Raw genomic sequence first — 24,562 nt, 5'->3', positions numbered from 1 at the left:
TTTCGATATACTGGATCGACAGAAGAATTCATCGCCTCTTATGTGTACGCCAACCGGTCGCCTGAGAGGAAAGTCCGGACATACGGATAAAAACGGGGAACGGTGTTGACGATGGCGCCCCGGCCTTTTGGCAAAGGATCGCGGCGGGCTACTACGAGCATATAAGGAGTTTTCACGTGGAAAAGACAAACTACAAAAGTACATTGCACGCCTGCTATCTCGGCTACATAACGCAGGCGCTGATCGTCAATCTCCCTCCCCTGCTGTTTATCGTATTTAGAGAAAAATTCGGGCTTTCCTTCACCATGCTGGGCAGTCTGGTGCTGATTGTGTTCGTCACCCAGCTTATCGTGGACGCGGCGGCGGTCAAGATCGTCGATAGAATCGGGTATCGCGCTTCGGCCATCATCGCGCATGCATTCGCCGCTGTCGGTATGCTGGCGTGCGCGTTTTTGCCCCGCATCATGCCGCAGCCGTATAGCGGGCTCATCATCGCCAGTATTCTATACGCCATCGGCGGCGGCTTGATTGAAGTGCTGGTCAGTCCGATTGTCGAAAGCCTGCCGGGCGAGGCAAAGGCCTCCTCCATGAGCTTGCTGCATTCGTTTTACAGTTGGGGCCAGGTGCTCGTCGTCGCCTTATCCACCATCGCCTTGGTGCTAATCGGTCAGGACTTGTGGTTTGTTCTCCCGCTGGCCTGGGCGGTTCTGCCAATTATCACGCTCATTAAATTTATACATGTCCCCCTGATGCCGCAGGAGGAGGAAAGCAAGCGGACGCCGCTGAAAACGCTGCTGACCTCCCGGATCTTTTTGATTGCCATCCTGCTCATGATCTGTTCCGGCGCCGCCGAGCAGGCCATGGCCCAATGGGCCTCCCTGTTCGCGGAAAAGGGGCTGGGCATTTCTAAAACCTTGGGCGATCTGCTGGGGCCCTGCCTGTTCGCCGTCATGATGGGCATCGCGCGTACGCTGTACGGTGTCAAGGGGCAGAAAATCAACATGCATAAAACGTTGGTTTTCAGTTCGGTCATGTGTATCCTGTCGTTTGCGATAACGGCTTTGGTGCCGGTTCCGGCCATCGCCCTGATCGGCTGCTCCCTGTGCGGCCTGTCTGTGAGCCTGATGTGGCCGGGCATGCTGAGCCTGACCGCCGCGGGCTATCCGTCGGGCGGTACCGCCATGTTTGCTCTCATGGCCCTCGGCGGCGATTTGGGCTGCTCCATCGGGCCGCAGCTCACCGGCATTATCGCTGACCAAAGCAGTCTGAATCTAGGCCTGTTGGCGGCAGTCGTCTTCCCCGCCGTCATGCTCATCGGCTTAATGGTTCTAAAACCCATGCTCTTTCCAAAGCACGGAGCGGATTCCCCTCAGCAATAGGCGCTTCGCTTACCAAGGCTGTAAACGGCCGTTTTGTTAACCTTATAACCCTAGCAAAGCCGGGAGGGCCTGCTGGCTGCGTTCTGCAGACGGCAGGCCCTCCCGGCTTTATCAGCCCTCTAATCTCCTTTGGCGTCACTTTCCGCTTTGGTGCGGTGAACCGTCCCATGCGGGTGGTGCGGCGGCGCATAGATAGCATAGAGCTTGAGGGGCGTTCTCCCCGTATTGACGACATTGTGCCACGTTCCCGCCGGGACAAAAATGGCGTCATCCTGGCAGACCGGCCGCTGAAAATTCAGCCGCTCTCTGCACGCTCCCATCATGACGATCCCCTGCCCCTCTTCCAGGCGGAGGAACTGGTCGTTATCCGGATGTACCTCTAGCCCAATTTCCCCGCAAGGCGGAATACACATCAAGGTGAGCTGCAAATGGCAGCCCGTCCACAATGTCCTGCGGTAAAACGGATTTTGCTGTGTCGCACGGGCTATATTGACGACAAATGGCTCCGGCCCAAAATCGACGGGATTTTGATTATGCTCTGCATAACGCATGACAATTTCTCCTTTCTAAATGAACTCCCAGTTCATTTTATTCGTCATTCCCGGTTCCTGTGAGATTTTCGGATACGTTTTCTCTTTTTTGCTTTCGCCGCCTCATCCCCGCGTGCAAACTCCTCCCCCTATTTCGTCCGTATACTTGAATAAACTTACTGGTTATAGACACACAGAAAATTTTCTGTTTTATTTTTCAGGCAGCGTTGGATTCGAAAAATGCGGTATCTATTCGCTCATTTGCAGTCCCTATACGCAAAAAAGCGGCCGATCTACCACAAGGCAGACCGGCCCGCTCGGCAAGGTTCGCTTGCCATGTTTTGCTTTTTACTATATTTACGGCGTTCTCAACACCTTTCAAAATTTAACCACTGAACAAAGGTACCTATTCGCTTGGTATACTGTTTTCACTTTTTTGCATAGGGGTGTCGCTGGTTGTAAGGGCTGGCTCTGATGCCGCACTCTCCGGCCCCGTCGGTGCCGGTTCGTCAGCTTTCTGATGCGATTCCGTCTGCCGGGATGAGGAAGAGACAGACTCCTCCGTGATTTCATAATCCGCCGGTGGAATTTTGATTTCCTGTCCGATTTGCAATACAGCGTTTTTGTCAATATCGTTGTATGCAGCGATTTTCTCCACGGCCGTGCCATGCTGCTGGGCGATTTTCCACAGCGAATCGCCGGATCGCACCATATAGACGCTTTCGTCTGCCGCAGCCTGCTGCGTTTCGGGGCCTTCCGGAGCGGAAAGTACCCCCGTTTTCTGCCCAATGGTGCTGCCGTTCTTTATATCCGTCTCGCCGGAATGACTACCCCACACAGCGGTGAACGTATAGGTAGCCGTTTCAGGTGGGGTGAGAGTAAAAGACAGCGTATGACCGGGGAGCAGTTGGGCGGTATACAGCATCACATCTCCACACCCGACGATACAATAGCCGCCGAATTTGTCAGCGGTGCCGCTGGCGGTCAGCGTGACCTTGTAGGATTTCCCGCCTTCCAGCGGCTGACCGTGGGAAACAAAATCGCCGGATTCGTTTGTGATGGAGACCGCTATATCATAGTTGGCAGCCTCTATGGTCTGCGGCTGCGTTTGAACGCTGGCGGTGAACCACGCCCATGTTGTCCCGGCCAGGCAAATCATGCACAGGAGGATTCCAAGAAGTGACGGCACAAGCAGCCGCAGGATATTTTCGTCGGTTGACTTAGAATGTCTGGGGATATGTAGGGCAAATTTTATCCACGGTTTCAAAGCGACCGCCTCCTTTCCAATTTCTCTTCTTTACGGCAATCAAAAGGCACGAACGCAGGCTCATGCCCTTTGATTGCCGCCCCTCCCGAAAGAGGGGAGAGGGCGGACTTACTGCTTAAAATATATCCTGTCATTTAAAACAGGAAAAATAAGAACTACAAAAATAATTTGATCCTAGGCCTTGGTGATCACCCAGTTTTCACCATCATCTGTCACGGTGCAGCCGCTTCCGATGCTGGTAGGCTGACGGCTGGAAACAGCTTTGGAGAGAATAATTTTTCCGCCGTTGTCTACATCGTAGTTAACACCGTTTGCTCTAATCGAATCCAAACCGGTAATCACAATGGTTCCACCGTTGGCATAGATAGTAGAACTGCTAGCGCCGCTGGTTCCGTAGCTGCCACCCTTGATGTAAACCGTCGCACCGCTCTCTGCGGTTACTGCGTGGCCCTTATAACCGGAAGTAGAGAAAGAGCCCGAATTGAGGTAAATTACGCTGCTGTTGCGTGCGGCCACATTGGCATTACCAGAGCCGCTGTCGCCGTACTCTCCGCCGTTGACCGTCAAGGAGCTGCCTGTGCCGTCGGTTGCCAGCTTACCTGCGGTGTAGTTAAAGCCCGGTCTACTGTTGGCGTTGATAGTCAGAGAACCGCCGTTTTCCACTGTGAGATCCGCTCCAACAATATCCGAGTTGTTTTGATTGAGCGCGCTGTCCCCCAGATTCAGGGTTACGTCGCCGGTGACGGTCAGATCATTAGAATTTGAAATAGGCTCTGTCAGCGTAATATCCACAGGTACACCGGGATTATTCAACGCCCCTTCCAGGGCCTCTTTGTCCGAAACACTTACTCGAACCGGATACTTCGCGTCCTTATCATACTGATTATCAAAGCTGTCGCCTTCATGCGTATACTGTGTAGCGACCAACTGGACCGAGAAATCCGTGCCGATGGACAGTCCCTGATACTCATTGCCTGCATCTTCCTGCATCTTCAGCGCGATAGTGGCGACATCCGCCGCATTCTCGCCCGCAAGGATATGGCCTTTGGCAGCATACGGATTGGCAAGTACCTCTTTCAGGGTACCAATTTTCATCGTGTCTGTCAAATCGTTACGGCTGGTGAGCTGCTTCCCGTCCTTGACGTAGTAAACGTCAATAGCCTCCGCCAGCTTGCTGACTTCGCCGTTTGCCACAATACGAATCTCATATTTCAGCGCCAGATTCCCCTTGTTGCTGATCCGTACATGGCGAGCCTCGGTGTAGCCCGGCTCCCACAGGTTATAGTTGAAGATGGCGCCCGTGGACGCGTCTTGCCAGGTTGCCGTGTCAAGCGCCTCTGTTCCGTTCGCCCATTCCAAGGCGACCTTCAGATTGCCTGACTTGATGATGTTGCCTGCGCTGGTGACCGAATCGGTGAACCACGCGAAGGTGCTGCCTACCAGCATGGCTGCGCACACTACCACTGACAGAACGCTTGCCAGCAATGCACGCTTGGTGTGTTTGCTGTTTGTCATTGTTGTTCATCCTCCTTAACAAAATTTTCAATGACCGTATGTAATCACGCACACCACGTGTTTACAACATAGAATGCGTTTCGCCCTCGGCGGGTTGTTCCTGCGATTCCGTTGCCGGTGTCTCCTTGCCGGACAGCTCGTTTTTCAGCTTCAGCAGCTCAGCCATCATCTTCTGTGACTCGGCCTGCTGTTCTTCCAGCCGCTGCCGCTCCGCCGCCATTTCTGCCCGTTCCTTTTCGCGCTCGGCCTCCAGTTCGGCAAGCTGCTCCTTCTTATACTGCCGGAACAGCCGGATGCTGTTAATACCCTGCACCAAAATCAGCAGCAGAAAGGGGAGAAAGATGCAGACGATATATCCCGGCGTGGTCTTGAGAAACTGAAAGAATTTTCCCACGCCCGGCAGCTTGGTCTGGTATTTCCCCAGCACAAAGCTGTAGGTAACAATGTTTTTATCGTTCTGGTCCGTGGTGGTGCCATAGGTCACAAAACCGGGGTTGCCCTCCGCGTCGGTTGTCAATTCCCGGATCTTGTGTGTTACCACCTCGCCGTAGTTTTCGGTGTTGGTGGACTGATAGGAGATAATATCCCCGGCTTTCAACGTAGCCGGATCGACCTCTTTTACCAAAACTAAATCCCCGGCGTTAAAATCAGTTTTACTCATCGAGTCCGATAAGACAATAAACGCCTTATAGCCGAAGATGCTACGGTCGGTGCGGCCAAAGGTGTTGACCGATACAACGGTGAAAATCATCATACATACGGCCAGAGCAACCACCAGCCAGACAAAAATATTTTTTATGATATGGAATACTTTTTTCATCCGAACACCCCTTCACCGCCGTGGTTTGCTTCCAGCAATCAAAAGGCACGAACACAGGCTCATGCCCTTTGATTGCCGCCTCCCCGAAGGGAGAACGGACTTTTTTTAGATTATATAAAATTATGACTTTATTTCGTCTTACAATATTTCAGTTACTTGAGAGTGAAGTTAAAACTGTCTATCACTTCCGGATAAACTGAAACATAGTTTGGTACATCCTCTATGCTGACTTCCGTACCATCAACATAAAATGAACAGTTTTCAGCAATCAATGTAGTATTTTTCGCTCTAACTGACAAGAGATACTGTGTGTTACCGGTTGTCTGATTCGCCTCAATCCGGCAGTTCTTAAATGTAAAAGTACCGCCGTGAGCGCCATCAGGATCAGGATTGCCTTCTGAATACCCATTGACAACAACCGTAGCGAAATCATTCCAACCATCTGCATTAAATCCCTTATCATTCAAGCCTATCAATGTGCAATTTTCAAATGTGACGTTGGAATAGGGAGAATGTGTCTGGAATGCGCACCAACCGGTTAAAGTGGTATTTTTGACAACAATTTCTGCGTTGGGAGCAGCGCTCGCTAGATTGATGGCATAATAATTCGCTGAAAGGGAACAGTTATCCATTACAACCTTTACCTTTGGCACATCGTATATAGAAATGCCCCTTGTATATGTGCCTTGGGTGGGCCCATTCAAATCCACGTTATTGAGCGTAACCGTTATCGGTTCCGCAATGTTAGCCAAATTGATTACTCTATCTGTGGGAATGGTGATAGCATTGCCGTTTCCGTTAATGGTAATGTCTTTTTTTACCTCTAATCTTTCGCTCAATTCAATCGGGGCTGTAAGAGAAACATTTTCGCCATCTGCTACTGCCTTAGTTAACTCGTCAGCAGTAGCAACGGGAACAAAATTAAGGGGCGCATCCTTATCATACTGATCGTCAAAGCTGTCGCTTTCAGATGTATACTGAGTCGCAACAAGCTGAATGGAGAAATCACTGCCGATTGCAAGACCCTGGTACTCGTTCCCGGCGCTCTCCTGCATTTTCAGTGCGATGGTGGCGACGTCCACCGCATTCTCGCCCGCAAGGATATGACCTTTTGCGGCATAAGGATTGGCAAGTACCTGTGACAGCGTGCCGATTTTGTTTTCATCAGTAAGCCCGGTGCGGCTGGTAATCTGTTTACCGTCCTTGATGTAATAAACATCGATCACGTCAGCCAGCTTGCTGACTTCGCCGTTTGCAGCAATACGAATCTCATATTTCAGCGCCAGATTCCCCTTGTTGCTGATCCGTACATGGCGAACCTCGGTGTAGCCCGGCTCCCACAGGTCATAGTTGAAGATGGCACCTGTGGACGCGTCTTGCCAGGTTGCCGTGTCGAGCGCCTCTGTTCCGTTCGCCCATTCCAAGGCGACATCCAGATTGCCCGACTTGATGATGTTGCCTGCGCTGGTGACCGAATCGGTAAACCATGCAAAGGTGCTGCCTGCCAGCATGGCTGCGCACACTACCACTGACAAAATACTTGCCAGCAATGCACGCTTGGTGTGTTTGCTGTTTGTCATTGCTTCATCCTCCTAATAAAACTGTTGGATAAACCGTATGTAATCACGCACACCGCGTGTTTACACCATAGAACGGGACTCTTTCACAGGCCACTCCTGCGATTCCACCAGCAGGGGGTACTCCTTTAGCCGAACAGCCTCTGGGGATTATTTTTGGTCTGTACCGCGTCAGCCTTCAAATCGAAGGAGAGGTACTGGGCCTGTCCGCTGTTGCCATCTTCTTCAGGATAGTGGAAGGTGATGGTCAGTTCCCGGCGCTCGTTCAGTTTCAAAATATCGTCTGCCGCGTCGATCTGCTCTTTTTGCAAATCAACTGCTTTGCCGCTGTACAGGACGGTATCCCCGTCCCGGATCGCCACATCCAGCACATCGGCCAGACCGCCCTCCACATTGTCGAGGTACAGCTTATAGTACACATCCCATGTACCCTGATTTTCGAGGAAGAAGTCCTTTTCCACCGTCATGCCCGGCTCAAACAGGAATTCATCTTCTTCGATTACCGGCCTGCCGTCGTTGAGGTTGACCTTGATTTTGCCGGTCTGAAAGAGATTGCTGTCCACGGCCACCATGGAATAGACCAGCGCGAAAGTCGTGATACAAAGGCAGACGGCGAGAACGACGATCGTCGCCACACTTGTCGTCAGCCTTTTTGTGGTTTTAGACTTACTCATGCCGCGCCTCCTTCCTGCGTTTCCAAAGAAGAACGAGCAGCAATAGAGACGAAGCCGCCAGCGTTACCCAAAGGATAAGATTTGTGGTATCGCCGGTCTGCGGTGGGGTCAGCCCGCCCTCATCCTTGACATACCACGCAAAATCCGCTTTCAGTTCCGCCGCCTGATACTCGTTGCCGACAGAGGTATCCAGCGACACGTCGATCTGATAATACGCGGTGGTTCCGCCCGCTGCCTTCTTTTTCAGCAGCTCGGAAAATTTCTTGCTGTCGATTTCAGCAAAAGGCGCGTCGCACAGCACCTTGCCGGTTTCCAGATGGGTGACCTTAATATGTAGCACATCGCCGAGATTTTTCGTCTGTCCGGTGATTTTCGTCCTGAAAAACAACTCCAAGTCTGCATCATGGTGCGCTTTGACGCAGAAATACTTTGTCTCGGTATCACCGGGAAACATATTTTTCACTTCAAAGCGCTGGTTAGCCCCCGGTCTGCCCTCGTATAATTCCAGCTTAACGGCGATGGGCTTGTCCGCAGTCGGGTTGCCGTTTTTACTGGAATTGCCGGCCGCATCCGTTTGGCTGGAAACGGACTCACCGTCCGTTAGAGGGGTGGTTTCCGACTGGCTGCTGTTTTCCGCCGGCTTTTTCTGCGATTCGGAGTTTTCTTCACCGATCAGATTATCCGGCACGGTTACAGTAGACTGTGCCGGGGCAAAGAAGTGGAGGTAGATATACCGCGCCGCAAGGCCGCCCGCGCTGATTACCAGCAGGACAGCCAAGATAACCATGACGATTTTCAGCCGCAAAGATTTCGGCGTTGCTTGCTCCGGAACTCCCATAGCCGACAATCACCGTCCTTCTATTTTATTTTCTTGCGAATTGATGACATAAGACTGATTATGTCGCTGACAACAACGAAAACCGAACCATGAGCATGCTTGCAAATGTCAATAAAAGATGCCGGAATATCTACGGCAGATAAAAAGGACTCGAAAAGACAGCCGGAGGAAAATCATGGATAATCCCGGCCTGATTTTTCGTGTCTTTTTTTAACTTTTTAACGATATGTATTGCGGAGTCGGTCGGATCGTGGTATGATAGAGAAAAATAGAGTGGTATGGTTATATGGAATTGATGACATAATCAGTCTTATGTCATCAGTAGCTTTTCGACTCGTTCCAAACGGTGGCGGTGTTCGTTCCCGGTTTCCATTGTATAAATCCGGGTGGTATTCACGTTGCTGTGACCTAACAGGTCTGCCAGACGAACAATATCCTTATCCATGCTGTAAAATGTTCTTGCAAACAGGTGGCGCAGATTATGGGGAAATACTTTGTCCGGCGATACTCCGGCCCGTTTGCACAGTGCTTTCATATCCCGCCAGATATTCCGGCGGTTTAACGGTTTTCCGCTTCTTGTCACAAACACGCTTCCGGCTGTTACGCCGGATTTTTTCATATATGGCTTTAGCAGCTTTTGAATCGACGTGGGGATGAAGATCACCCGCGTTTTATTTTTGCAGTTCACCACCGCCTTGCCCGCCCGCACCGCTTCAGCCGTGATATATTGCAGCTCGCTCACCCGGATACCTGTGCCGCAAATCGTCTGGATCACCAAAGACAGCCGGGTGTCCTTGGCTGCTCTCACCAACCGCTGGTATTCTGCCCTTGTCAGCTCCTTGTCCTCCCGGCTGAATATCTGCCGCTGGATTTTCAGAGGCCGGACGCAGCAGTCCTGCAATCCGAGAAACCGCAGAAAGCGGTTGATCGCAATCAGCATGGAATTGACGCTGGCCGGGGAATATTCCGCCGTCAGGTATTCCTTGTAGGCGATAGTTTCCTCCTTGCTGATCCGCCGTCCGGCCAGATGGGAACAGAAGCCGCGAATATCCCGCAGATACTTTTCAATTGTCGCTGCGCTTTTTTCTTCGGTAAGCAAATACTGTTCAAACCGTTGTATTTCCTTTATATAGTTCATACCCGTAACCTCCCAAAACAGTGATAGTACATATACTCCCCGAATTTCATTGTACTATAACTTTTCGGGAGACAAAAAAATGAAACCCTGCGGCATAAAACTATTGAGTTGCCGGACTCCCTCGGGAAACAAGAAGGAATCGTTAAAAAGTAATCCGAGCTGGGATACTTTTTAACGATTCCCCGATTTTTACCTTATTTATATAGAGGGGGGCAAATTTGAAACCTCTTGGGTATTCTCAGCGGACGGCCATGCCGCAAGAGGATTTTGTGGGCTGCCGCACCGCCAGATAAGGTAGAATAAGTTGCGCAAATTGAAAAAGGGATAAAAAAAGAGACATAGTTTGCAGTCTTTGGTAGAATGAAGTCACGACACACCATTCTGAAAGGAGACAATAAACTATGTCCGAGAAAATTGTACAACTAAATGAGGAAGTAATCAAGGGTGAAATCAGGGAACTGGTGCGTGGGAGCGTGGAGGAGACCCTCAACGGCCTGTTGGAGGCGGAGGCGCAGAAACTGACCCAGGCGGCGCGCTACGAGCGCAGCGAGGAGCGGCAGGCCTACCGCAGCGGTCACTACCAGCGTAACTTGACCACCAGCTCCGGCGACGTGACCTTGAACGTCCCTCGTTTAAAGGGAGCAACCTTTGAAACCGCCATCATCGAGCGGTATCGCCGCCGGGAGAGCAGCGTGGAGGAAGCGCTGATTGAAATGTATCTGGCTGGAGTATCTGTGCGCCGCGTGGAGGACATCACCGAGGCACTGTGGGGCAGCAAGGTGTCCCCCTCTACCATCAGCGAACTGAACAAGAAAGCCTATGTCCACATTGAAGACTGGCGCAACCGCCCCTTACAGGGCGGTAAGTACCCGTATGTGTATGTAGACGGCATCTACCTGCGCCGCAACTGGGGCGGAGAGTATGAGAATGTGGCCGTACTGGTTGCCATTGCGGTTAACGAAGACGGCTACCGCGAGGTGCTGGGCGCTGCCGAGGGTATGAAAGAGGACAAGGCTAGCTGGGTCAGCTTCTTTCAGTGGCTCAAAGGGCGGGGTCTGGAGGGCGTCCAGCTCATCGTGGGAGACAAATGCCTCGGTATGCTGGAAGCTGTGGGAGAGGTGTACCCGGACGCGAAATACCAGCGGTGTGTGGTACACTTCTACCGCAACGTGTTTTCCTGCGTCCCACGCACCAAGGGGAAGCTGGTGGCCAAGATGCTCAAAGCAATCCATGCCCAAGAGAGCAGAGCCGCCGCCCAGGCGAAGGCGCGGGACGTAGTGACCGCTCTGCGTGAAATGAAACTGCCCGAGGCGGCGAAAAAGGTAGAGGATGGGCTGGAGGAAACACTTGCTTACACTGCTTTCCCCTATGAGCACTGGACGCGCATCCGCACCAACAATGTGATTGAACGTCTTAACCGGGAGATCCGCCGTCGCACTCGCGTGGTGGGGGCTTTCCCAGACGGTAATTCTGCCCTCATGCTTGTCTGTGCCCGGCTGCGTCATGTGGCCGGCACTCAGTGGGGCAGCAAGAAGTATATGAACATGAAGCATTTAGACGGGGCGTGTGACGATGCCTCTTTTGCCGGTTGACTTCTTTCTGTTTTTGACTGCAAACTAATTTGCGCATAACTCTTGACACTACCCACCGCCACTCTGGAAAACAGAAAAAGCCCGGAAACCGCATAAATACACGGTTTCCGGGCATAGACGCAAAAACAGCCCTCCAAATCGGAGAGCTGTTTTTGCATCAAAGTTTACGCTTTGATTTGGAGCTGGTGGACGGATTCGAACCCCCGACCTGCTGATTACAAATCTGTATTCATTCCTTTTGCGGTTTTTTGCATATTCTAAAAAATGGCTGTATTGCTCGATTTTTTGTGCTGCTCGGTTTGTATTCGTTGGTGGAATGTAAACACCAAACGTAAAAATAAACACCAAATAAACACCAAGAAATTATCCTCTCTTACGGTTAAGGGCTAGTTCAATTACATCTGCGGCGGCTTCATCGGCAGACTGAATCTGATGGGCATATATATTCCCTGTCGTGGATACCTGAGCATGTCCCAAGCGCTTACTTACTGTACGAATATCGACGTTTTTAGCAATCATAAGGCTGGCGCATGTATGCCGGAGACCGTGGATATTAATATCCGGAAGACCGCGGCGCTTGAGGAATTTGTCAAACCACCGGGGCAGGGTATCCGGGTGCATGGGGTGCCCGTCCCATGTGGTAAACAGTCGCCCGCAATCCTCCCAGCGATCACCGGCCAATAATCTCTGCTCCGCTTGCCAGACGCGATATTCCCTCAACATATCAACCACGCTATTCGGCATCTTAATGGCCCGCTGGGACTTTTTGTTTTTCGGAGCCTTGGTGATGATACCAACCTTTGGAATATACTGACTGGAGCGGAGAACCTGCATAAGCCCTCTGTCGAAATCAATGTCCTGCCACTCCAGGCCTAGAAGTTCCCCCTTGCGTAGCCCCGTAAACAAAAGAAGATACACCATTGTCCTGTATTGGATAGGTTCATCCTCCAAAGCGTCCAGCAATGCCGCCGCTTGGTCTTCTTCCAAGTGAGCGGCTTCTTTTTGCTCCATTTTAGGAGGCTGTACCTTGAGCGGGCTGACAGGCATAATCCCCCACAGGACGGCACGGTTAAACATGGAGGAAAGTAATCTATGGTAGTGCATGATGGTAGAGTTAGAAAGGCGACCGCCAGTCTTTGCGTTCATGCCGTCTTCCGCTAGATTGTCATAAAACTGCTGAATGTGAAAAGGCTTGATTTTGTCTACGTGGAGGTGTCCCATAGCGGTTACAACTCGCTTCAATAGCTTCTCGTTTTCTGCTATGGATTTAGGCGCCAGCTGCTTTTTGCAGTGCTGCTCCATCCATAAATCAGCTAAAGCAGACAACTTCATGGAACTGTCAGCCGCCGTTCCGCTCTTGACCTTCTCCTCAAAAAGCACCGCCTGTCGGTCGAGTTCCTTCTGAATCTGCTTTTGCGTCATGCCGGGAGCTGGCTTCCAGGTTGTGGATTTGCGGAGCTGCTTCCCGCTCGCGTCGTAGCCGTTGGAAACCGTGATCCGGTATGTGTCACCGCGCTTCTGGATTGTCGGCATTTATGGCTCCTCCTTCCGCTGCAAATTTTTCATTAACAATCTCGTTACAAATTTCATCAATAATTTTTCCAAAAGTATTTTGGCATAAATACAAATGGTATTCTTTTGCCTCACACGGAATCAATAATTCAAAATTAGGATCATCGAAATTGTACTTATCAAAATCAATCCCATTCGCTTCTCTTTTCAGTTCTTTTTCTCCAGACATAATTGCAAATCCAATTCTAGTTATTAGCCAAGAAAATCCACTCCCACAAATTAACATATTAACAATCTTTGAGAGAGGAAAATCGAGGTTAAGAAAAGGGGTGTTAGGTGGATTTTGCACAATTGTGTTTAATTCGCTCAAGGTCTCGATAGCTTTATCCGAAAGACCGAGACGATCTCCGACATCTGTATTTTCAGGCTTCATGTTATTACTCAACCCAATTAGATAATCGGCTGTAACACCAAAGTGTTTCGCAATCTTATAGATGGCAGTTATCCCGGCCTCTGCTCCGTCGTTTTGGTATTTGCTTAATGCGCCGGAAGATATCCCTATCTCTGCTGCAAGACTCTTAACATCCTTTCCACTATTGGCGATAAGGTCTTGCAGGCGGTCTGCAAGGCATTTCGTTGCATTGGTGCCGGTCATTTGCGCCACTCCGTTCATTTTTAGAAATAAACATGTGTTCTTTTCCCTTTGTGAACACCGTAGTGAATATTCGTTTTTTCCACTCTCCTCGTGTTACAATCACAAGTGTAAACGACAATGCGATTGATTCATCATAATAATACCACAATATCAATTGCATTGCAATCAAAATATATAGGAGGACTGAGACCATGGCGCAACCTAATCAGACCATCAGAAGGACAGCAGCGGCGGCGGGCGTAAGACTATGGCAAATAGCAGATCGCATGGGCTACTCGGAATGTTATTTCTCCCGTCTGCTTCGCAAAGAACTCCCAGCGGACAAACAGGCCGAAGCGCTGCGCATTATCGCGGAGCTGGAACAGGAGGCGGGATAATGCCGCCACGCATGAGAACGATTCAAGAAGCGGCGGCGGAGCTGCGGAAAATTGACCCCGGCACCGCCGTTACCCCGTACCGGATCCGGCGTCTGGTGCTGGACGGAACCATCCCCCATGTGAGCGCGGGTAACAAACGGCTGATAAACCTGGATACTCTGCTGCGCTACCTGGAAACCGCGCCCGCTCCCGAGCCGGTGCTGTACAGCCAAATCCGGCCCGTAAAGGAGGCGTGACCGTGGAACTGCTGGACTACATACCTACAGGGGCGGAGAACGCTATACAGGCCGGGGAACTTTGCAAACGAGCGGGTTTCCCAAGCGTCCGCGCCATACAGCAAGAGATCCACCGGCTACGGGAGCGGGGGCATCTCATCTGCTCTAGCACGGAGCCGCCCACGGGGTACTTCATAGCGGCAAACCATCACGAGGCGGCCCGGCTCATCAGGAACATGGAGAGCCGCCGGGAGATAGGCCGAGCCATCAAGGCGGCCAAGTGGTATACATCATCTTTCACGGAGAACGGGCGGTGATTCTTTGACATTGCAGACTGACAACATACCGGAGGAGCTGCGGGCGCTCCCCCAATGGGTGGGGCGACGTGGGAAAATGCCGCTTAATCCGGCCACTGGTGAAGGGGCCAAGGCGGGTATACTGTCAACATGGGGAACGCTGGAACAGGCCATTACGGGAGTAAGCGCAGGCCGTTTTGAGGGGATCGGCTTTGAGTTTGCTACCGGCGGCGGGCTGGTGGGAATCGACCTTGACCATGTAGTGAACCCTCACACCGGCGAGGTGCAGCCTTGGGCGCTTGAGATTGTGCACCGCATGGACAGCTATACCGAATACAGCCCGAGCGGGACGGGATTACATATATTCGTGCATGGCGATATACCCGAAGCCGGGCGAAAAAAGACGCTCAACAAGGACACCAGCGAGGCCGTGGAGATGTACAAAGAAAAGCGGTATTTCACTGTAACCGCCCAGCCTTTTCATCCCGCACCAATCGCCGAACGGTCGGCAGAGCTTACGGCGCTGTATACAAAGCTGTTCCCACCCCAGCAGCCCCACCCATCCCCCTCCCCTGCTATTGACGCGCCGGAATATCTGCGGATAGGGCTGGACAAAGACCGCACCTTCCGCGCCCTCTGGGACGGCTACAGGAACACCGGTGACGAGAGCAGCAACGATATGGCACTTATGAATAAGTTGGCGCACTGGTGCAACCGCGACGAGGAACGCATGATAGAGGCGTTTCTAGCCTCCCCGCATACCGCCGGTAAGGACGATGCACACCGCGCCAAGCTGGAACGGGAAGACTATCTACACCGGACGGCGCAAAAGGCGATCGCCGATTGCCGCGAGACGGCGGCGGAGCGGGACGCGGCCTATAAGCTGGAGCGGGCGCGGCGGGATTTCTCCGAGGCTTCCCAACTTCCTGGCTTTGCTTTCATCAACCCCATTGAGCCGCCTTCCGTCATGCGGCGGTACACACTGGACGACATGGGAACCGCCCGCCTGTTTGCTGATACCTTTCGTGGTCTCCTGCTCTATTTACCGGAATACCGTGACTGGTTCATATACGACAGCGGACGATGGATACAGGACAAGGGCGGGCTAAGGGCGCACAACCTGGCTAAAGAGCTGGCCGATTACGTGTGGAGTATCATTCCGGCGCCACCGCCGCCCGAGCCGGACGCCAAAGAAAAGCCGGAGGACAAATGGTCGAGCCATCGCAAGCACTACAACCGTTACCGCTCTTTACAGGCGCGAAAAACGCTCATACAGGACGCGATGTCCGAGCTGCGGGGGAACGCGTCCGATTTCGACCATGATCCATACCTGTTCAACTGCCAGAACGGCACACTTGACCTGCGCACCGGCAAACTGCGACCCCACGACCCCAGCGACATGATAAGTAAGCAGGCTACGGTTAACTATGACCCCGCCGCCCGCTCCCCGCGCTTCGTTCAGTTCATCGAAGAAATCACCGAGAGCAACACCGACAGAGCCGCCATGCTGCAAAAGTCTCTGGGATACGCCTTAAAAGGCGAGGCAAACGAGGAATGTTATTTTACGGCCATTGGAGAAAAGACCCGCAACGGCAAGGGAACGCTGTTTGATACCGTGCTACAGCTCTTCGGCAGTTACGGCATACAAATGGATTTTGCCACCATATCGCGCGGGAATACCGTCAAGGACGGCAGCAAGGCCACACCCGACCTCGCCCGCCTGGCAAGCGTCCGTTTTGTCCTGACAAACGAACCAGAAAAGGGCGTATATCTGAACGAGGCCTTGATGAAACAAATCACCGGCAATGACGACATCACTTCCCGGCCGTTATACGGGGATATTCTCCAGTTCAAGCCGGTGTTCAAGCTATTCATCACCGCCAACAGCAAGCCGAATGTGGCAGACGACAGCCTGTTTGCGAGCGGGCGGGTGAAGCTGCTCCCGTTTACCCGGCACTTTGAGGAACACGAGCAGGACAGGACGCTCAAAAGCAAGCTGCGGGAAGCGGAATCCATGAGCGGCATTCTCAACTGGCTTCTGGACGGTTATCGCCGGTACTGCGCCGAGGGCTTAAAAGACACCGAGGAAATGCAGCGCATGGTGGGGGAATACCGGTGGGAAAATGACGCAGTAGGCCAGTACCTTGCCGAGCGGGTAACATTAACACCAGGGACGCCCGGGAATCGCATGCCGGTTAAACGAATGCTTGCCGACTATCGCCACTGGTGTGATCCTATAGGGATAAAACCTTTAGGGCTAAAAATGTTTAAATCCGAGCTTGAACGGCACAATGTTGAGGTATACAACTTCAAAGACAGATACCCAAGCCTCAACGCTGTACTTCCCAACAATTACGACTATACCGGATGAAACAAATCCACGGCGTAAAGGCGTTCTCTTTACAAGCAAGTGCAAAACCGGTGCAAAAGTGCATTTTCTTGGTGCATTTTCAAGACTTTCTCTTTACGCAATATAGGCCCTTTGTAATGTACATGTGTGTATATAAAGTGTAGAAACGACCCTCAGAAAATGCACTTTTGCACTTTTGAAACCAAAAGAGAACTTCCCTCTAAAAACTCAAAATTTCTCCCCACGGGTGTGTGTGGACTTGAACAGGAGGATGAAAGCATGCGATGGTACAAACTGGATAACTACCGCGAAACCATAGCAGAACGCAATAACACAGATGTACGGTTATTGGACAACTGGATTTTTGAACACGGGGCAGACCGCTGCAGCTATGACAGGCCGAATGATTTAACCCGGCTTTTACTTACAGGGCGGAATACCGCACATAGCTTTGTTGACAGCTTGCCACCATACACCGACCACCCGCGCCTGTTTAAGAACAGCGTAACCGGCGAGGTATGGTTCACTTCACAGCCTTATGACCGCCCGGAGGATATACGGGAAGAAGTTATCACTTGGGCGGCAGAGCGCGGTCTCCACGCAGAGGTGTACGGCACCGAGGCAAGTTGGTATTATCCAGGCAGCACATGCCTTGTCGTGATTACGAAGGGAGCCGCCCATGAATAAGCCCATCAATCTCTTAGCCGACTATAAGGACGAGGCGGGCCGGTATTATCACCGTGTATTCAAAGCCTACCACGCCCCCGACGAGAAAGTAGCGGCAGCCTCTCTCATTGTAAGCCTGAACCGGAAAGGCTTCATCCCCTGCGCAATCGTGGCAGTCTACGGCAACTACACCATGGAAGAGCTGGCGCGGATTCAGAACAGCCCGCCGGTGCTGGGGCGGACGCGGATACTCTACATAGACAAGGCGGAATATCAGGCCCGCTCCCCCGGTTGACAAATCACAACATCCCCGCGCGCGTGAAAAAATCAAGTTTCCGCAAGTTTTATGAATTTATCAAGTTTTGTCAAGTTCTCTTCGAACCTTAGCCAATCCTCATCTATGGCAACTTACTAAGTTTTACTAAGCGAAAACCTCAAGTTTCCTCAAGTATCCAAGTTATTCCAAGTAAAAAAGCCGCCCCTTTCGGAGCAGCCCTCACACCATCATCTTACACCGGAGAGGGGCGGCGGTCAATGACCAATGAAGAATGGGCCATAGAGATACAGGCAGGCTGGGAGGATTACACGGAGCTATGGGAACAGGTGAACAAATTCATCCGGCAGCAAGCCCACAGGTATTTCACACTCCATGCCGGAACCTGCGCACATGCCGGGGTAGAACTGGATGACCTCACACAATGCGGGTTCATGGCGCTGCAAGACGCTGTACGAGCGTTTGACCCAGAGGCCGGGACACGCCTGCTTACCTACATGAAATACCCGCTTTTGAGCCATTTCCGGGAAGTCTGCGGCATTCGTACCGCCCGCCGCGACCCGCTTAACAACTGCGCCAGTCTTGACAAGCCGGTTGGAGATGAAGGAGACACCACGCTTGGGGATTTGCAGCCTAGCCAGAGCGCCGCACAGGATATGGAAGCGGCACTCGAGTGGGAGTACACGAGGGAGCTGCACGAGGCTATAGGAAAAGCACTGGACACCCTGGATGAACCTCAGCGCGAAACCATCCGGCGGCGGTACTGGAACCGGGAAACTCTGCAAGCCGTGGCCAAGGATATCGGCATTACACCCGAGCGGGTACGGCAGAGGGAGAGCGCGGCTCTTCGGAGGCTGCGGAGCGGGCCATGCGTGAAGCTGCTCAAACCCTTTGTTGACGAGATACGGGCCGGATATGCCTGGAGGGGAACCAGCTGGGGAGCCTGGAACAGTACAGGCGTGTCCTCTGTGGAAAAGGCTGCTGAAAAAACCGAAGCCCTCATGAGGCGGATCAGCGAACAGCAGGAACGAGAAAAGGCTCATTTCTGCGCCCTGCTTCACATCACCCCGGAGGAATTCGACCGGCGATACAGCGCTGATTGAACCCCGAATGAACAAAGAGAAAGGACAATTTTTATGATTCAGCTAACCGAAAATATAGCCGTAATAGCGGACGATTTGCAATACCTCGTGGGAAGGCCCGTAACACGTGAACGAAATGGAGAAACCGTGGTGTAAATACGGCGACCACGGTATAACCACGCTTCGAGATTTTTTCACGGAGCATAAACGAATCAACAAGGAATTCCGAAGCCTGTTGGAACCGCTGGAAGCGTGAGCACGGCGTTGCAGAGGCGCGGGAAGCCCGCTTCACCACTCCGGGAATATACTTTCATACCCTAGCCATCTCCCTGTCAGAAATCAAGAAGCTATAGAGCAAATTTAAAGAGTTTTCACGGCTCATTTTAGAGTCAGAAACATAACGGCCAACGAGCCGAGAAAGAAAGGGTACACATTATGACAATCAGCAACTACTATGTCAAGGGCAAAGCCTCCAACGGCGAAGAGGTAACCATCGGCATTGAGGACGACTGCGTTTTCACCACCTGCCCCGTCTGCGGCAAGGAACACACCGTGGACCTTGTGGAGCTGGCCGCTTCGGGGGATTTCGACCTCTACGGCAGCGCCATATACTGCCCGGAGTGCGCCGACAAACGCCGCCAGACAGAGCCGAAAACCTGATCCATAGTAAACGAGCGGGCAGCCAATCCCACACAAGGGACGGTTTCCCGCTCTCTATTTGTAGCATTTTGTAGCCATATATTAGCCGAAACTTTCATTTCTAAGATTTTTTATGTTTTTGTGGGGGATCGTGGTATCCGGGAGCCTCGCCTGCGAGATGATGTATCCCGGGGGGCTGGAAATCCCTTCGCGCGCGCGAAGATCGGTTCTGTCGTGCTTCTCCCCGGTATGCGGCTCCTGGAGAGTTTTCGCTTTTTTCGACCCGGGGGTGTACCAATCGGTACGACGTGTATCCTGTCCGCCTCCTTCCATTGCGAGCCGCATGAAACGCACCGGCCACTATACAGCAGGTTATCTTCCTTGCTCCATGCACGGAACACAACGCCGCTTACAGTGTGGTCTATTTCCTCGAGTTGCCGCACAGAAACACCGCTCACTATACCGCGCCTTATTTCCTCGTCGGCTGCACAGAACCGAAGGGTAAGTATATGCCGCGCTCCGTTCCTCGCCGAACGCACGGAATATAAGGCCATCTATACCGGCGCTTCACTTCTTTGCGCCTTGCAAGGAAGATAACGGTCATTATAAGCCGGCTTAGGTAAAACGATGATGAGATCCAGCGGGGAATTGATGCAGGGAAATTTTCCCGCCTAACCGCCGCCGAGCCGCTAGGCGTGAATAAATCAACACTTACCCGAGGGACACGCTATATTGTACGGCGGAGGTTATGGACGCTGGCGCGTGGTCACACGGTTTCCGGGCATGGTTCCTGACGTTCAGGACAATCCGACGGCCATACAATTACCGGTTATACAGCTTAACCGGTCCATATAGCCCCGACGGAACTTTCTGTTCCATGAGCGCATTCGCCAGCGTATTGGTCACCCGCACCTGCAAGGCGTTTTTCCCTATATGTACATACGGCGTAACATTGAAAGTAAACGGCGGCCAGCAGCGGACGGGAAGGCTGTGTCCGTTTACAGAAAGCTCAGCAATATCGCAGACTTTTCCCAGATCTACATGAACCTCCGTTATTTCTGAAAGCTCAAAGTCGGCCATATAGAGCAGGCTGCCGGCATGTTCCGCCAAACCGAAATCTCTCCAGTCTCCCAGAACCGCCTCCCGTTCCGTCCCATCCGGCAGAGCAATGCGCCAGCCAAAGAGCTCCCGTGCGCCGTCTTCCTCAAACAATACCAGCAAAGATCCCTGAGGCGGCAGAACAAGTGGAAAGGAGAGCCCGTCCCCTGCACGAACCGTCTGGAAAGGCTGGCAGGTTCCCGTTTCCGGGTCCAATCGCCAGGCGCAGCCGGATTCCGGCACCGTGACCGTATGGCAGACCGACGTGGCGGCCTCATTGACGAGAAAATACAGCGTTCCATCCTCGGTTTTTCTCCGCATATACTTGATGTGCGGAGCAGGAGCCTGCAGGGCCAGCGTTTGCAGACCCAGCTCCCGGCAGCGGGCAGGAATCTCCCCGCACGTCGCAGTGACGAGTCCGCCGCAGGCCGACAGCCGCGCCCACAAAGCCGCCGCCTTCCGGTCATCCTCCGGAACCGCCGCCTTTGCAGTCCATTCGCCGGTAGTAATCACCGTGCCGCCGCCTTCCGCAAAAGCCGCCAGCGTCTCCACTGTCCGCAGCGGTATGTTGGCGATGGGCGGCAGAACCACACAGCGATAGGCGGTTTTGCCAATCCTCAGCGCGCCCGCCTCGACGACAGCGCGTTCTTCCAAAGCGGCGTCATCTACAAAATCAAAATCCAGCTGATTTTGCAGCAGCGTTTCGCACAGCCCGATGAGAGCCTCATCCAGCCGATCCACTCCGGCATGCGATAACGGACGGAAAAGCTCCCAGCAGGAGGTAATCGGATAGTAAACCAGCAGTTCCGCGCAATAGGTCCCCTGGGTCAGAATCCAGGACAGGCGCTGGATATAGCTCGCAAATTGCCGGAAATGTGGCCAATAGGGATTCTGGTAAAACAGCGAGGGCGGGCTTTCAAATTTACGTATCCCCTCGATGGAGCTGAAAAAGGCGTGCGGCACCAGCATGTTGATGCCCTGGACAAACTGCCAATCCGCTTCCGCCTTCATTTCCGCCAGGGTCAGCCCCCATCCGAAACAGCCGTAGGTTTCTGAGAAACAGCGCTCCCGCCCGTACAGGTGCATGGCCGAACTGCCCAGCTTCTCGGTAATCCGGCGGCGCTCCCGATCAATACGGTCGATTCCCGGCACATGGAGGTACCGCATATCCTCAAAAAAATGCCCCTCCATCTGCACCGTATCGCTCAGGTGTTCCTCCATATGCAGATGGCCGATGCTTTGCAGGCCGTCCTTATCGCAAAATTCGTAAATCTGACGGAAAAAGCTCTGATTATACAGTTCGGTAAACGTCCGGTAGAAGTCGTGCCGGACCTTTCGGGACAAATCGCCCATGTCGTCCCAAAGCGCCCCGATAACCGGCAGCAGATCGTAGCCGCGCCGCGCCTTGAAGAATTGCGGCAATCCTTCCGACCAGGGAATGGTGTTCAGATTGCGGGTCTGGTACAGGTAATTCTGGTAAAAACCCGGTTCATCCGTAAAAAAGCCCTTGATAACGGTGCCCCAGTACTGCGGGAAGCGGCGCTTGTATTCCGCATGGGTGAGCGCAATGAATGTCTTCACCGCCTCGGGATTGAGCAGATCCACATACGGCTTATGACTATAGGCGGGACAATGGCCGCAGACTTCGCGGCGCAGCACAAACACCTCCCATTGCAGCGAGGGCGGCGTCCATCCCTGTCCCTGCCGGATTAGTTCGGTGATATCGCAGAACTTTTCGTTATGCCATACGGCGATAACCCCCACCAGCGCTTTCTCCGGAACGTCGGGCACCTGTACAGCCCGCCCCAGCACCGGGAAAATCTTCTCCATAGACAGGCAAGAGGCCGCAAACTCCGCCCGCCGTTCGATCACCCCGCCCCCCGCATAGCCGCTCGGCCAGTTGTCCTCGTCGTAAATCCATATCTCCATGGATAAGCGCTCCGCCTCTTCCAGGATGCACCCGACTCGAGCGAACCAGTCCTCGGACAGATAGGGTATCTCCATCCCCTTACGGGCATGGACTATACAGGCATAGACACCCGCTTCCTTCATCCGACAGAGCTGCTGTCGGAGAGATTCGGGTTTCAAATCGTCATTTAAAAACCAGAAAGGCACGGCAGAATACGCTGGGGGCGGAGACTGAAAGGCATGGAGAAATTCGCGATTCATAGCATGTCACTCACTTTCTAAAAAAGCGTATTCCTGGCGGACGCCGCCCGCCGGAATACGCTTTTTCTTTATCCTTTTACACCGTCGCTGGAAGACAGTCCACTTTGCAGCTGCTTTTGGAAAATGCCGTAAACGATGAGGATCGGGATGAGGGCAATCGCCAATCCAGCGAAGGTTCGGCCATAATTCACATCGTAGGTGCCGGAGTTGGTCAGATACGACAGGCCAATAGCGATGGTGTATTTAGTTTCGTCCCGGATGAAGGTCAGGGCCGTAATATACTCGTTCCACGTCCCCATAATATTGAGCAGCGCCACCACAAACAGGGACGGCTTCGTCAGTGGCATTATGATACGGAAAAACAGCGTGAACTGGGACGCCCCGTCGATGGTGGCCGCTTCCAGCAGGGCGTTATGGATGCCCCGCATAAAACCGGCCAGCAGGAACACCGAAAAGGGCATACCTTGAATGGCGTAAATGATGGACAGCCAAATCAGCGAATCGGTCATCCGCATGGAATCCGCGAAATAGTACAGCGGCACCAGCATTAACACGGCAGGCACCATCATAGCCACCATATAGAACTTTTCCAACGCCCGGATAGTCCAATTGTTGTATTTGGCGATAACGAAAGCCGTCGCGCCGGTAATCAGCAGCGTGATGGCCAAGGTCAGTACCACCGTAAAGATGCTGTTGAAAAAATAGGCGCCGAAATTGGCCTCGTTCCAGGCTGAGACAAAATTGCTCCACCGCGGCGCAGTCGGAAGAGCCCAGGGGTTGGAAAAAAATTCCTGGTTGGATTTGAGTGACGTGTACAATACCCAGATGACCGGGAAAGCCACCAGCAGGCACCAAATTATCAGGAACGCCCGAATAATCCAGCGGGAGACAACGGTTCCTCTCGACTCACGCACCTTACCGCTTCCACGTTTATTCATGGATATCCGTCCCCCTTGACATCAGCTTATTGGCGAGCAAGGATACCGCTGCGGTAATCACCAGCATAATGATGGCGGCGGCATACGAATACCCGACCTGGGGCCACTGGCTGTCAAAGCTGTGCTGATACACAAACATCCCCATAACCACCGATTTTTCGTTGGTCGTACTACCCAGCATGGCCTGCACCATGGTAAAATTGGAACTGAAAGACTGATACAGTATGGTAATCACTATGAACTTCGCCTGTTGCCACACCGCGGGCATGGTGATATAGCGAAGCTGTCTCCATTCGCCCGCCCCGTCGATGGTGGCCGATTCATACAGTTCCTTGCTGATGCCGTTGATGGCGGTAATCAGAATAAGCATAAACAGTCCTATCCCGCACCAGCTGGCCACAAAGGTGATCACGCCAAGCGGGTACTCGAACGTCCACCCGGTGACCGGAATCAGCCGCTCCAGACCTACGGCACGCAGCAGCGGATTCAATATCCCAAAATTAGGATCTAACACAAAGGTCCACATGATCGCGATGATGACGACCGACAGGACATTGGGAAGGAAAAAAACAAACCGATAAATGCCGGCCTCGACCCGGTGGAACCGCAAGCGCGTCAGCGATACGGCGAAAAGAACGGTCAGGACAACGATGATGACCTCTTTGCCCAGAATGATAAGAAAGTCGTTTTTGATGGCCGCCAGGAACTCGGAATCGGTCAGCACCGCTATGTAGTTTTGCAAGCCGACAAAGTAGTCTGCCGACAGCTCGTCATACCCTGACCATTCAAAAAAGCTGGTGTACAGCGAGGAGACGATCGGATAGACGCAAAACAGGATGTACAGCAGAAGCGGTGGCAGACAAAAGCAGCAGAAAAAGCCAATTTTAGATTTGTCTATCGGTTTTCTTCGCACGTTGCGCAGGCCCTTATCCAGCATGAATCACAGTCCTTTCCGGAAGTT

General features: G+C 52.6%; 24 protein-coding genes. 11 read left to right on the top strand and 13 right to left on the bottom strand.

The genetic code is table 11. The features are described 5' to 3' along the window. The first annotated feature begins 176 nt into the window (after nt 1–176). A complete protein-coding gene (locus tag ACSAMM_RS03215) occupies nt 177–1,379 on the top strand; it encodes an MFS transporter (RefSeq protein WP_178722200.1) in 1,203 nt (400 codons plus the stop codon). Between the two features lie 119 nt (nt 1,380–1,498). Here ACSAMM_RS03215 and ACSAMM_RS03210 read toward each other — a convergent pair whose 3' ends face one another. The 8 genes from ACSAMM_RS03210 to ACSAMM_RS03175 form a co-directional block, all read right to left on the bottom strand. Beyond that, entirely contained in the window at nt 1,499–1,930 is a 432-nt protein-coding gene (locus ACSAMM_RS03210; protein WP_178722198.1) for a cupin domain-containing protein, read from the bottom strand. Nucleotides 1,931–2,315: 385 nt separating this feature from the next. Further along, the gene (locus tag ACSAMM_RS03205; RefSeq protein WP_457789722.1) at nt 2,316–3,176 is read right to left on the bottom strand and encodes a LysM peptidoglycan-binding domain-containing protein; all 861 of its coding nucleotides are present in this window, start codon (nt 3,174–3,176) and stop codon (nt 2,316–2,318) included. 174 nt (nt 3,177–3,350) lie between these two features. After that, nucleotides 3,351–4,691, bottom strand: coding sequence for a TasA family protein (locus tag ACSAMM_RS03200; RefSeq protein WP_457789721.1), 1,341 nt, complete (start codon nt 4,689–4,691; stop codon nt 3,351–3,353). Nucleotides 4,692–4,752: 61 nt separating this feature from the next. Next, nucleotides 4,753–5,511: a signal peptidase I gene (locus ACSAMM_RS03195; RefSeq protein ID WP_457789719.1), complete on the bottom strand. Its 759-nt coding sequence runs from the start codon at nt 5,509–5,511 to the stop codon at nt 4,753–4,755. A gap of 152 nt (nt 5,512–5,663) precedes the next feature. Beyond that, nucleotides 5,664–7,091, bottom strand: coding sequence for a TasA family protein (locus tag ACSAMM_RS03190; RefSeq protein ID WP_457789717.1), 1,428 nt, complete (start codon nt 7,089–7,091; stop codon nt 5,664–5,666). 125 nt (nt 7,092–7,216) lie between these two features. Beyond that, complete coding sequence (locus ACSAMM_RS03185) at nt 7,217–7,762, bottom strand: TasA family protein (protein WP_457789716.1); 546 nt, start codon at nt 7,760–7,762, stop codon at nt 7,217–7,219. Further along, the gene (locus tag ACSAMM_RS03180; RefSeq protein ID WP_457789714.1) at nt 7,755–8,600 is read right to left on the bottom strand and encodes an LPXTG cell wall anchor domain-containing protein; all 846 of its coding nucleotides are present in this window, start codon (nt 8,598–8,600) and stop codon (nt 7,755–7,757) included. The genes ACSAMM_RS03185 and ACSAMM_RS03180 overlap by 8 nt, the downstream gene beginning before the upstream one ends. A 310-nt stretch (nt 8,601–8,910) precedes the next feature. Further along, nucleotides 8,911–9,738, bottom strand: a complete 828-nt coding sequence (locus ACSAMM_RS03175) for a tyrosine-type recombinase/integrase (protein WP_457789712.1) — start codon at nt 9,736–9,738, stop codon at nt 8,911–8,913. 401 nt (nt 9,739–10,139) lie between these two features. Here ACSAMM_RS03175 and ACSAMM_RS03170 point away from each other — a divergent pair, with 401 nt between their 5' ends. Then, nucleotides 10,140–11,330, top strand: a complete 1,191-nt coding sequence (locus tag ACSAMM_RS03170; RefSeq protein ID WP_457789050.1) for an IS256 family transposase — start codon at nt 10,140–10,142, stop codon at nt 11,328–11,330. Nucleotides 11,331–11,693: 363 nt separating this feature from the next. Here ACSAMM_RS03170 and ACSAMM_RS03165 read toward each other — a convergent pair whose 3' ends face one another. Beyond that, complete coding sequence (locus ACSAMM_RS03165) at nt 11,694–12,863, bottom strand: tyrosine-type recombinase/integrase (protein WP_457789710.1); 1,170 nt, start codon at nt 12,861–12,863, stop codon at nt 11,694–11,696. Further along, nucleotides 12,838–13,497, bottom strand: coding sequence for a helix-turn-helix domain-containing protein (locus ACSAMM_RS03160; protein ID WP_457789708.1), 660 nt, complete (start codon nt 13,495–13,497; stop codon nt 12,838–12,840). Before ACSAMM_RS03160 ends, ACSAMM_RS03165 begins: the two co-directional genes overlap by 26 nt. Nucleotides 13,498–13,688: 191 nt before the next feature. Here ACSAMM_RS03160 and ACSAMM_RS03155 point away from each other — a divergent pair, with 191 nt between their 5' ends. The 9 genes from ACSAMM_RS03155 to ACSAMM_RS03115 all read left to right on the top strand — a co-directional run bounded on the left by ACSAMM_RS03155 (nt 13,689) and on the right by ACSAMM_RS03115 (nt 19,417). After that, a complete protein-coding gene (locus tag ACSAMM_RS03155) occupies nt 13,689–13,874 on the top strand; it encodes a hypothetical protein (RefSeq protein ID WP_457789707.1) in 186 nt (61 codons plus the stop codon). Between the two features lie 11 nt (nt 13,875–13,885). Then, nucleotides 13,886–14,110 (top strand): helix-turn-helix domain-containing protein, encoded by a 225-nt coding sequence (locus ACSAMM_RS03150; RefSeq protein WP_457789705.1) that lies wholly within the window; start codon nt 13,886–13,888, stop codon nt 14,108–14,110. A gap of 2 nt (nt 14,111–14,112) precedes the next feature. Further along, complete coding sequence (locus ACSAMM_RS03145) at nt 14,113–14,406, top strand: hypothetical protein (RefSeq protein ID WP_457789703.1); 294 nt, start codon at nt 14,113–14,115, stop codon at nt 14,404–14,406. A gap of 4 nt (nt 14,407–14,410) precedes the next feature. Further along, nucleotides 14,411–16,756, top strand: coding sequence for a phage/plasmid primase, P4 family (locus ACSAMM_RS03140; protein WP_457789701.1), 2,346 nt, complete (start codon nt 14,411–14,413; stop codon nt 16,754–16,756). A gap of 258 nt (nt 16,757–17,014) precedes the next feature. Continuing rightward, on the top strand, nt 17,015–17,422 hold the full coding sequence (locus ACSAMM_RS03135) for a hypothetical protein (RefSeq protein WP_457789699.1): 408 nt from the start codon (nt 17,015–17,017) through the stop codon (nt 17,420–17,422). Beyond that, nucleotides 17,415–17,696, top strand: a complete 282-nt coding sequence (locus ACSAMM_RS03130) for a hypothetical protein (RefSeq protein WP_457789697.1) — start codon at nt 17,415–17,417, stop codon at nt 17,694–17,696. The genes ACSAMM_RS03135 and ACSAMM_RS03130 overlap by 8 nt, the downstream gene beginning before the upstream one ends. A 239-nt stretch (nt 17,697–17,935) precedes the next feature. Further along, a complete protein-coding gene (locus tag ACSAMM_RS03125) occupies nt 17,936–18,778 on the top strand; it encodes a sigma-70 family RNA polymerase sigma factor (protein ID WP_457789695.1) in 843 nt (280 codons plus the stop codon). Nucleotides 18,779–18,884: 106 nt separating this feature from the next. Further along, nucleotides 18,885–19,013 carry a hypothetical protein gene (locus ACSAMM_RS03120; protein ID WP_457789693.1) on the top strand — a complete coding sequence of 43 codons (129 nt, stop codon included), beginning with the start codon at nt 18,885–18,887 and terminating at the stop codon, nt 19,011–19,013. A 179-nt stretch (nt 19,014–19,192) separates the two neighbouring features. Next, a complete protein-coding gene (locus tag ACSAMM_RS03115) occupies nt 19,193–19,417 on the top strand; it encodes a hypothetical protein (protein ID WP_457789691.1) in 225 nt (74 codons plus the stop codon). Nucleotides 19,418–20,218: 801 nt separating this feature from the next. Here the strand turns inward: ACSAMM_RS03115 and ACSAMM_RS03110 are convergent. The 3 genes from ACSAMM_RS03110 to ACSAMM_RS03100 form a co-directional block, all read right to left on the bottom strand. Then, nucleotides 20,219–22,498, bottom strand: coding sequence for a glycosyl hydrolase (locus ACSAMM_RS03110; protein ID WP_457789689.1), 2,280 nt, complete (start codon nt 22,496–22,498; stop codon nt 20,219–20,221). A 233-nt stretch (nt 22,499–22,731) separates the two neighbouring features. Continuing rightward, nucleotides 22,732–23,601 carry a carbohydrate ABC transporter permease gene (locus ACSAMM_RS03105; protein ID WP_457789687.1) on the bottom strand — a complete coding sequence of 290 codons (870 nt, stop codon included), beginning with the start codon at nt 23,599–23,601 and terminating at the stop codon, nt 22,732–22,734. Continuing rightward, nucleotides 23,594–24,538, bottom strand: a complete 945-nt coding sequence (locus tag ACSAMM_RS03100; protein WP_457789685.1) for a carbohydrate ABC transporter permease — start codon at nt 24,536–24,538, stop codon at nt 23,594–23,596. Before ACSAMM_RS03100 ends, ACSAMM_RS03105 begins: the two co-directional genes overlap by 8 nt. Nucleotides 24,539–24,562 lie beyond the last annotated feature (24 nt).

This window comes from Anaeromassilibacillus sp. SJQ-5 (assembly GCF_054108045.1).
Note: the sequence above shows the minus strand (reverse complement) of the source record. Positions and strands in the feature narration are given on the sequence as shown.

What these genes read in the sequence shown, in the direction of transcription:
- ACSAMM_RS03100 (WP_457789685.1), bottom strand. Translation starts at nt 24,538, where the DNA reads ATGCTGGATAAGGGCCTGCGCAACGTGCGAAGAAAACCGATAGACAAA.
- ACSAMM_RS03195 (WP_457789719.1), bottom strand. Translation starts at nt 5,511, where the DNA reads ATGAAAAAAGTATTCCATATCATAAAAAATATTTTTGTCTGGCTGGTG.
- ACSAMM_RS03165 (WP_457789710.1), bottom strand. Translation starts at nt 12,863, where the DNA reads ATGCCGACAATCCAGAAGCGCGGTGACACATACCGGATCACGGTTTCC.
- ACSAMM_RS03170 (WP_457789050.1), top strand. Translation starts at nt 10,140, where the DNA reads ATGTCCGAGAAAATTGTACAACTAAATGAGGAAGTAATCAAGGGTGAA.
- ACSAMM_RS03105 (WP_457789687.1), bottom strand. Translation starts at nt 23,601, where the DNA reads ATGAATAAACGTGGAAGCGGTAAGGTGCGTGAGTCGAGAGGAACCGTT.
- ACSAMM_RS03155 (WP_457789707.1), top strand. Translation starts at nt 13,689, where the DNA reads ATGGCGCAACCTAATCAGACCATCAGAAGGACAGCAGCGGCGGCGGGC.
- ACSAMM_RS03175 (WP_457789712.1), bottom strand. Translation starts at nt 9,738, where the DNA reads ATGAACTATATAAAGGAAATACAACGGTTTGAACAGTATTTGCTTACC.
- ACSAMM_RS03135 (WP_457789699.1), top strand. Translation starts at nt 17,015, where the DNA reads ATGCGATGGTACAAACTGGATAACTACCGCGAAACCATAGCAGAACGC.
- ACSAMM_RS03115 (WP_457789691.1), top strand. Translation starts at nt 19,193, where the DNA reads ATGACAATCAGCAACTACTATGTCAAGGGCAAAGCCTCCAACGGCGAA.
- ACSAMM_RS03160 (WP_457789708.1), bottom strand. Translation starts at nt 13,497, where the DNA reads ATGACCGGCACCAATGCAACGAAATGCCTTGCAGACCGCCTGCAAGAC.
- ACSAMM_RS03130 (WP_457789697.1), top strand. Translation starts at nt 17,415, where the DNA reads ATGAATAAGCCCATCAATCTCTTAGCCGACTATAAGGACGAGGCGGGC.
- ACSAMM_RS03150 (WP_457789705.1), top strand. Translation starts at nt 13,886, where the DNA reads ATGAGAACGATTCAAGAAGCGGCGGCGGAGCTGCGGAAAATTGACCCC.
- ACSAMM_RS03210 (WP_178722198.1), bottom strand. Translation starts at nt 1,930, where the DNA reads ATGCGTTATGCAGAGCATAATCAAAATCCCGTCGATTTTGGGCCGGAG.
- ACSAMM_RS03185 (WP_457789716.1), bottom strand. Translation starts at nt 7,762, where the DNA reads ATGAGTAAGTCTAAAACCACAAAAAGGCTGACGACAAGTGTGGCGACG.
- ACSAMM_RS03190 (WP_457789717.1), bottom strand. Translation starts at nt 7,091, where the DNA reads ATGACAAACAGCAAACACACCAAGCGTGCATTGCTGGCAAGTATTTTG.
- ACSAMM_RS03110 (WP_457789689.1), bottom strand. Translation starts at nt 22,498, where the DNA reads ATGGAGATACCCTATCTGTCCGAGGACTGGTTCGCTCGAGTCGGGTGC.
- ACSAMM_RS03125 (WP_457789695.1), top strand. Translation starts at nt 17,936, where the DNA reads ATGACCAATGAAGAATGGGCCATAGAGATACAGGCAGGCTGGGAGGAT.
- ACSAMM_RS03180 (WP_457789714.1), bottom strand. Translation starts at nt 8,600, where the DNA reads ATGGGAGTTCCGGAGCAAGCAACGCCGAAATCTTTGCGGCTGAAAATC.
- ACSAMM_RS03200 (WP_457789721.1), bottom strand. Translation starts at nt 4,691, where the DNA reads ATGACAAACAGCAAACACACCAAGCGTGCATTGCTGGCAAGCGTTCTG.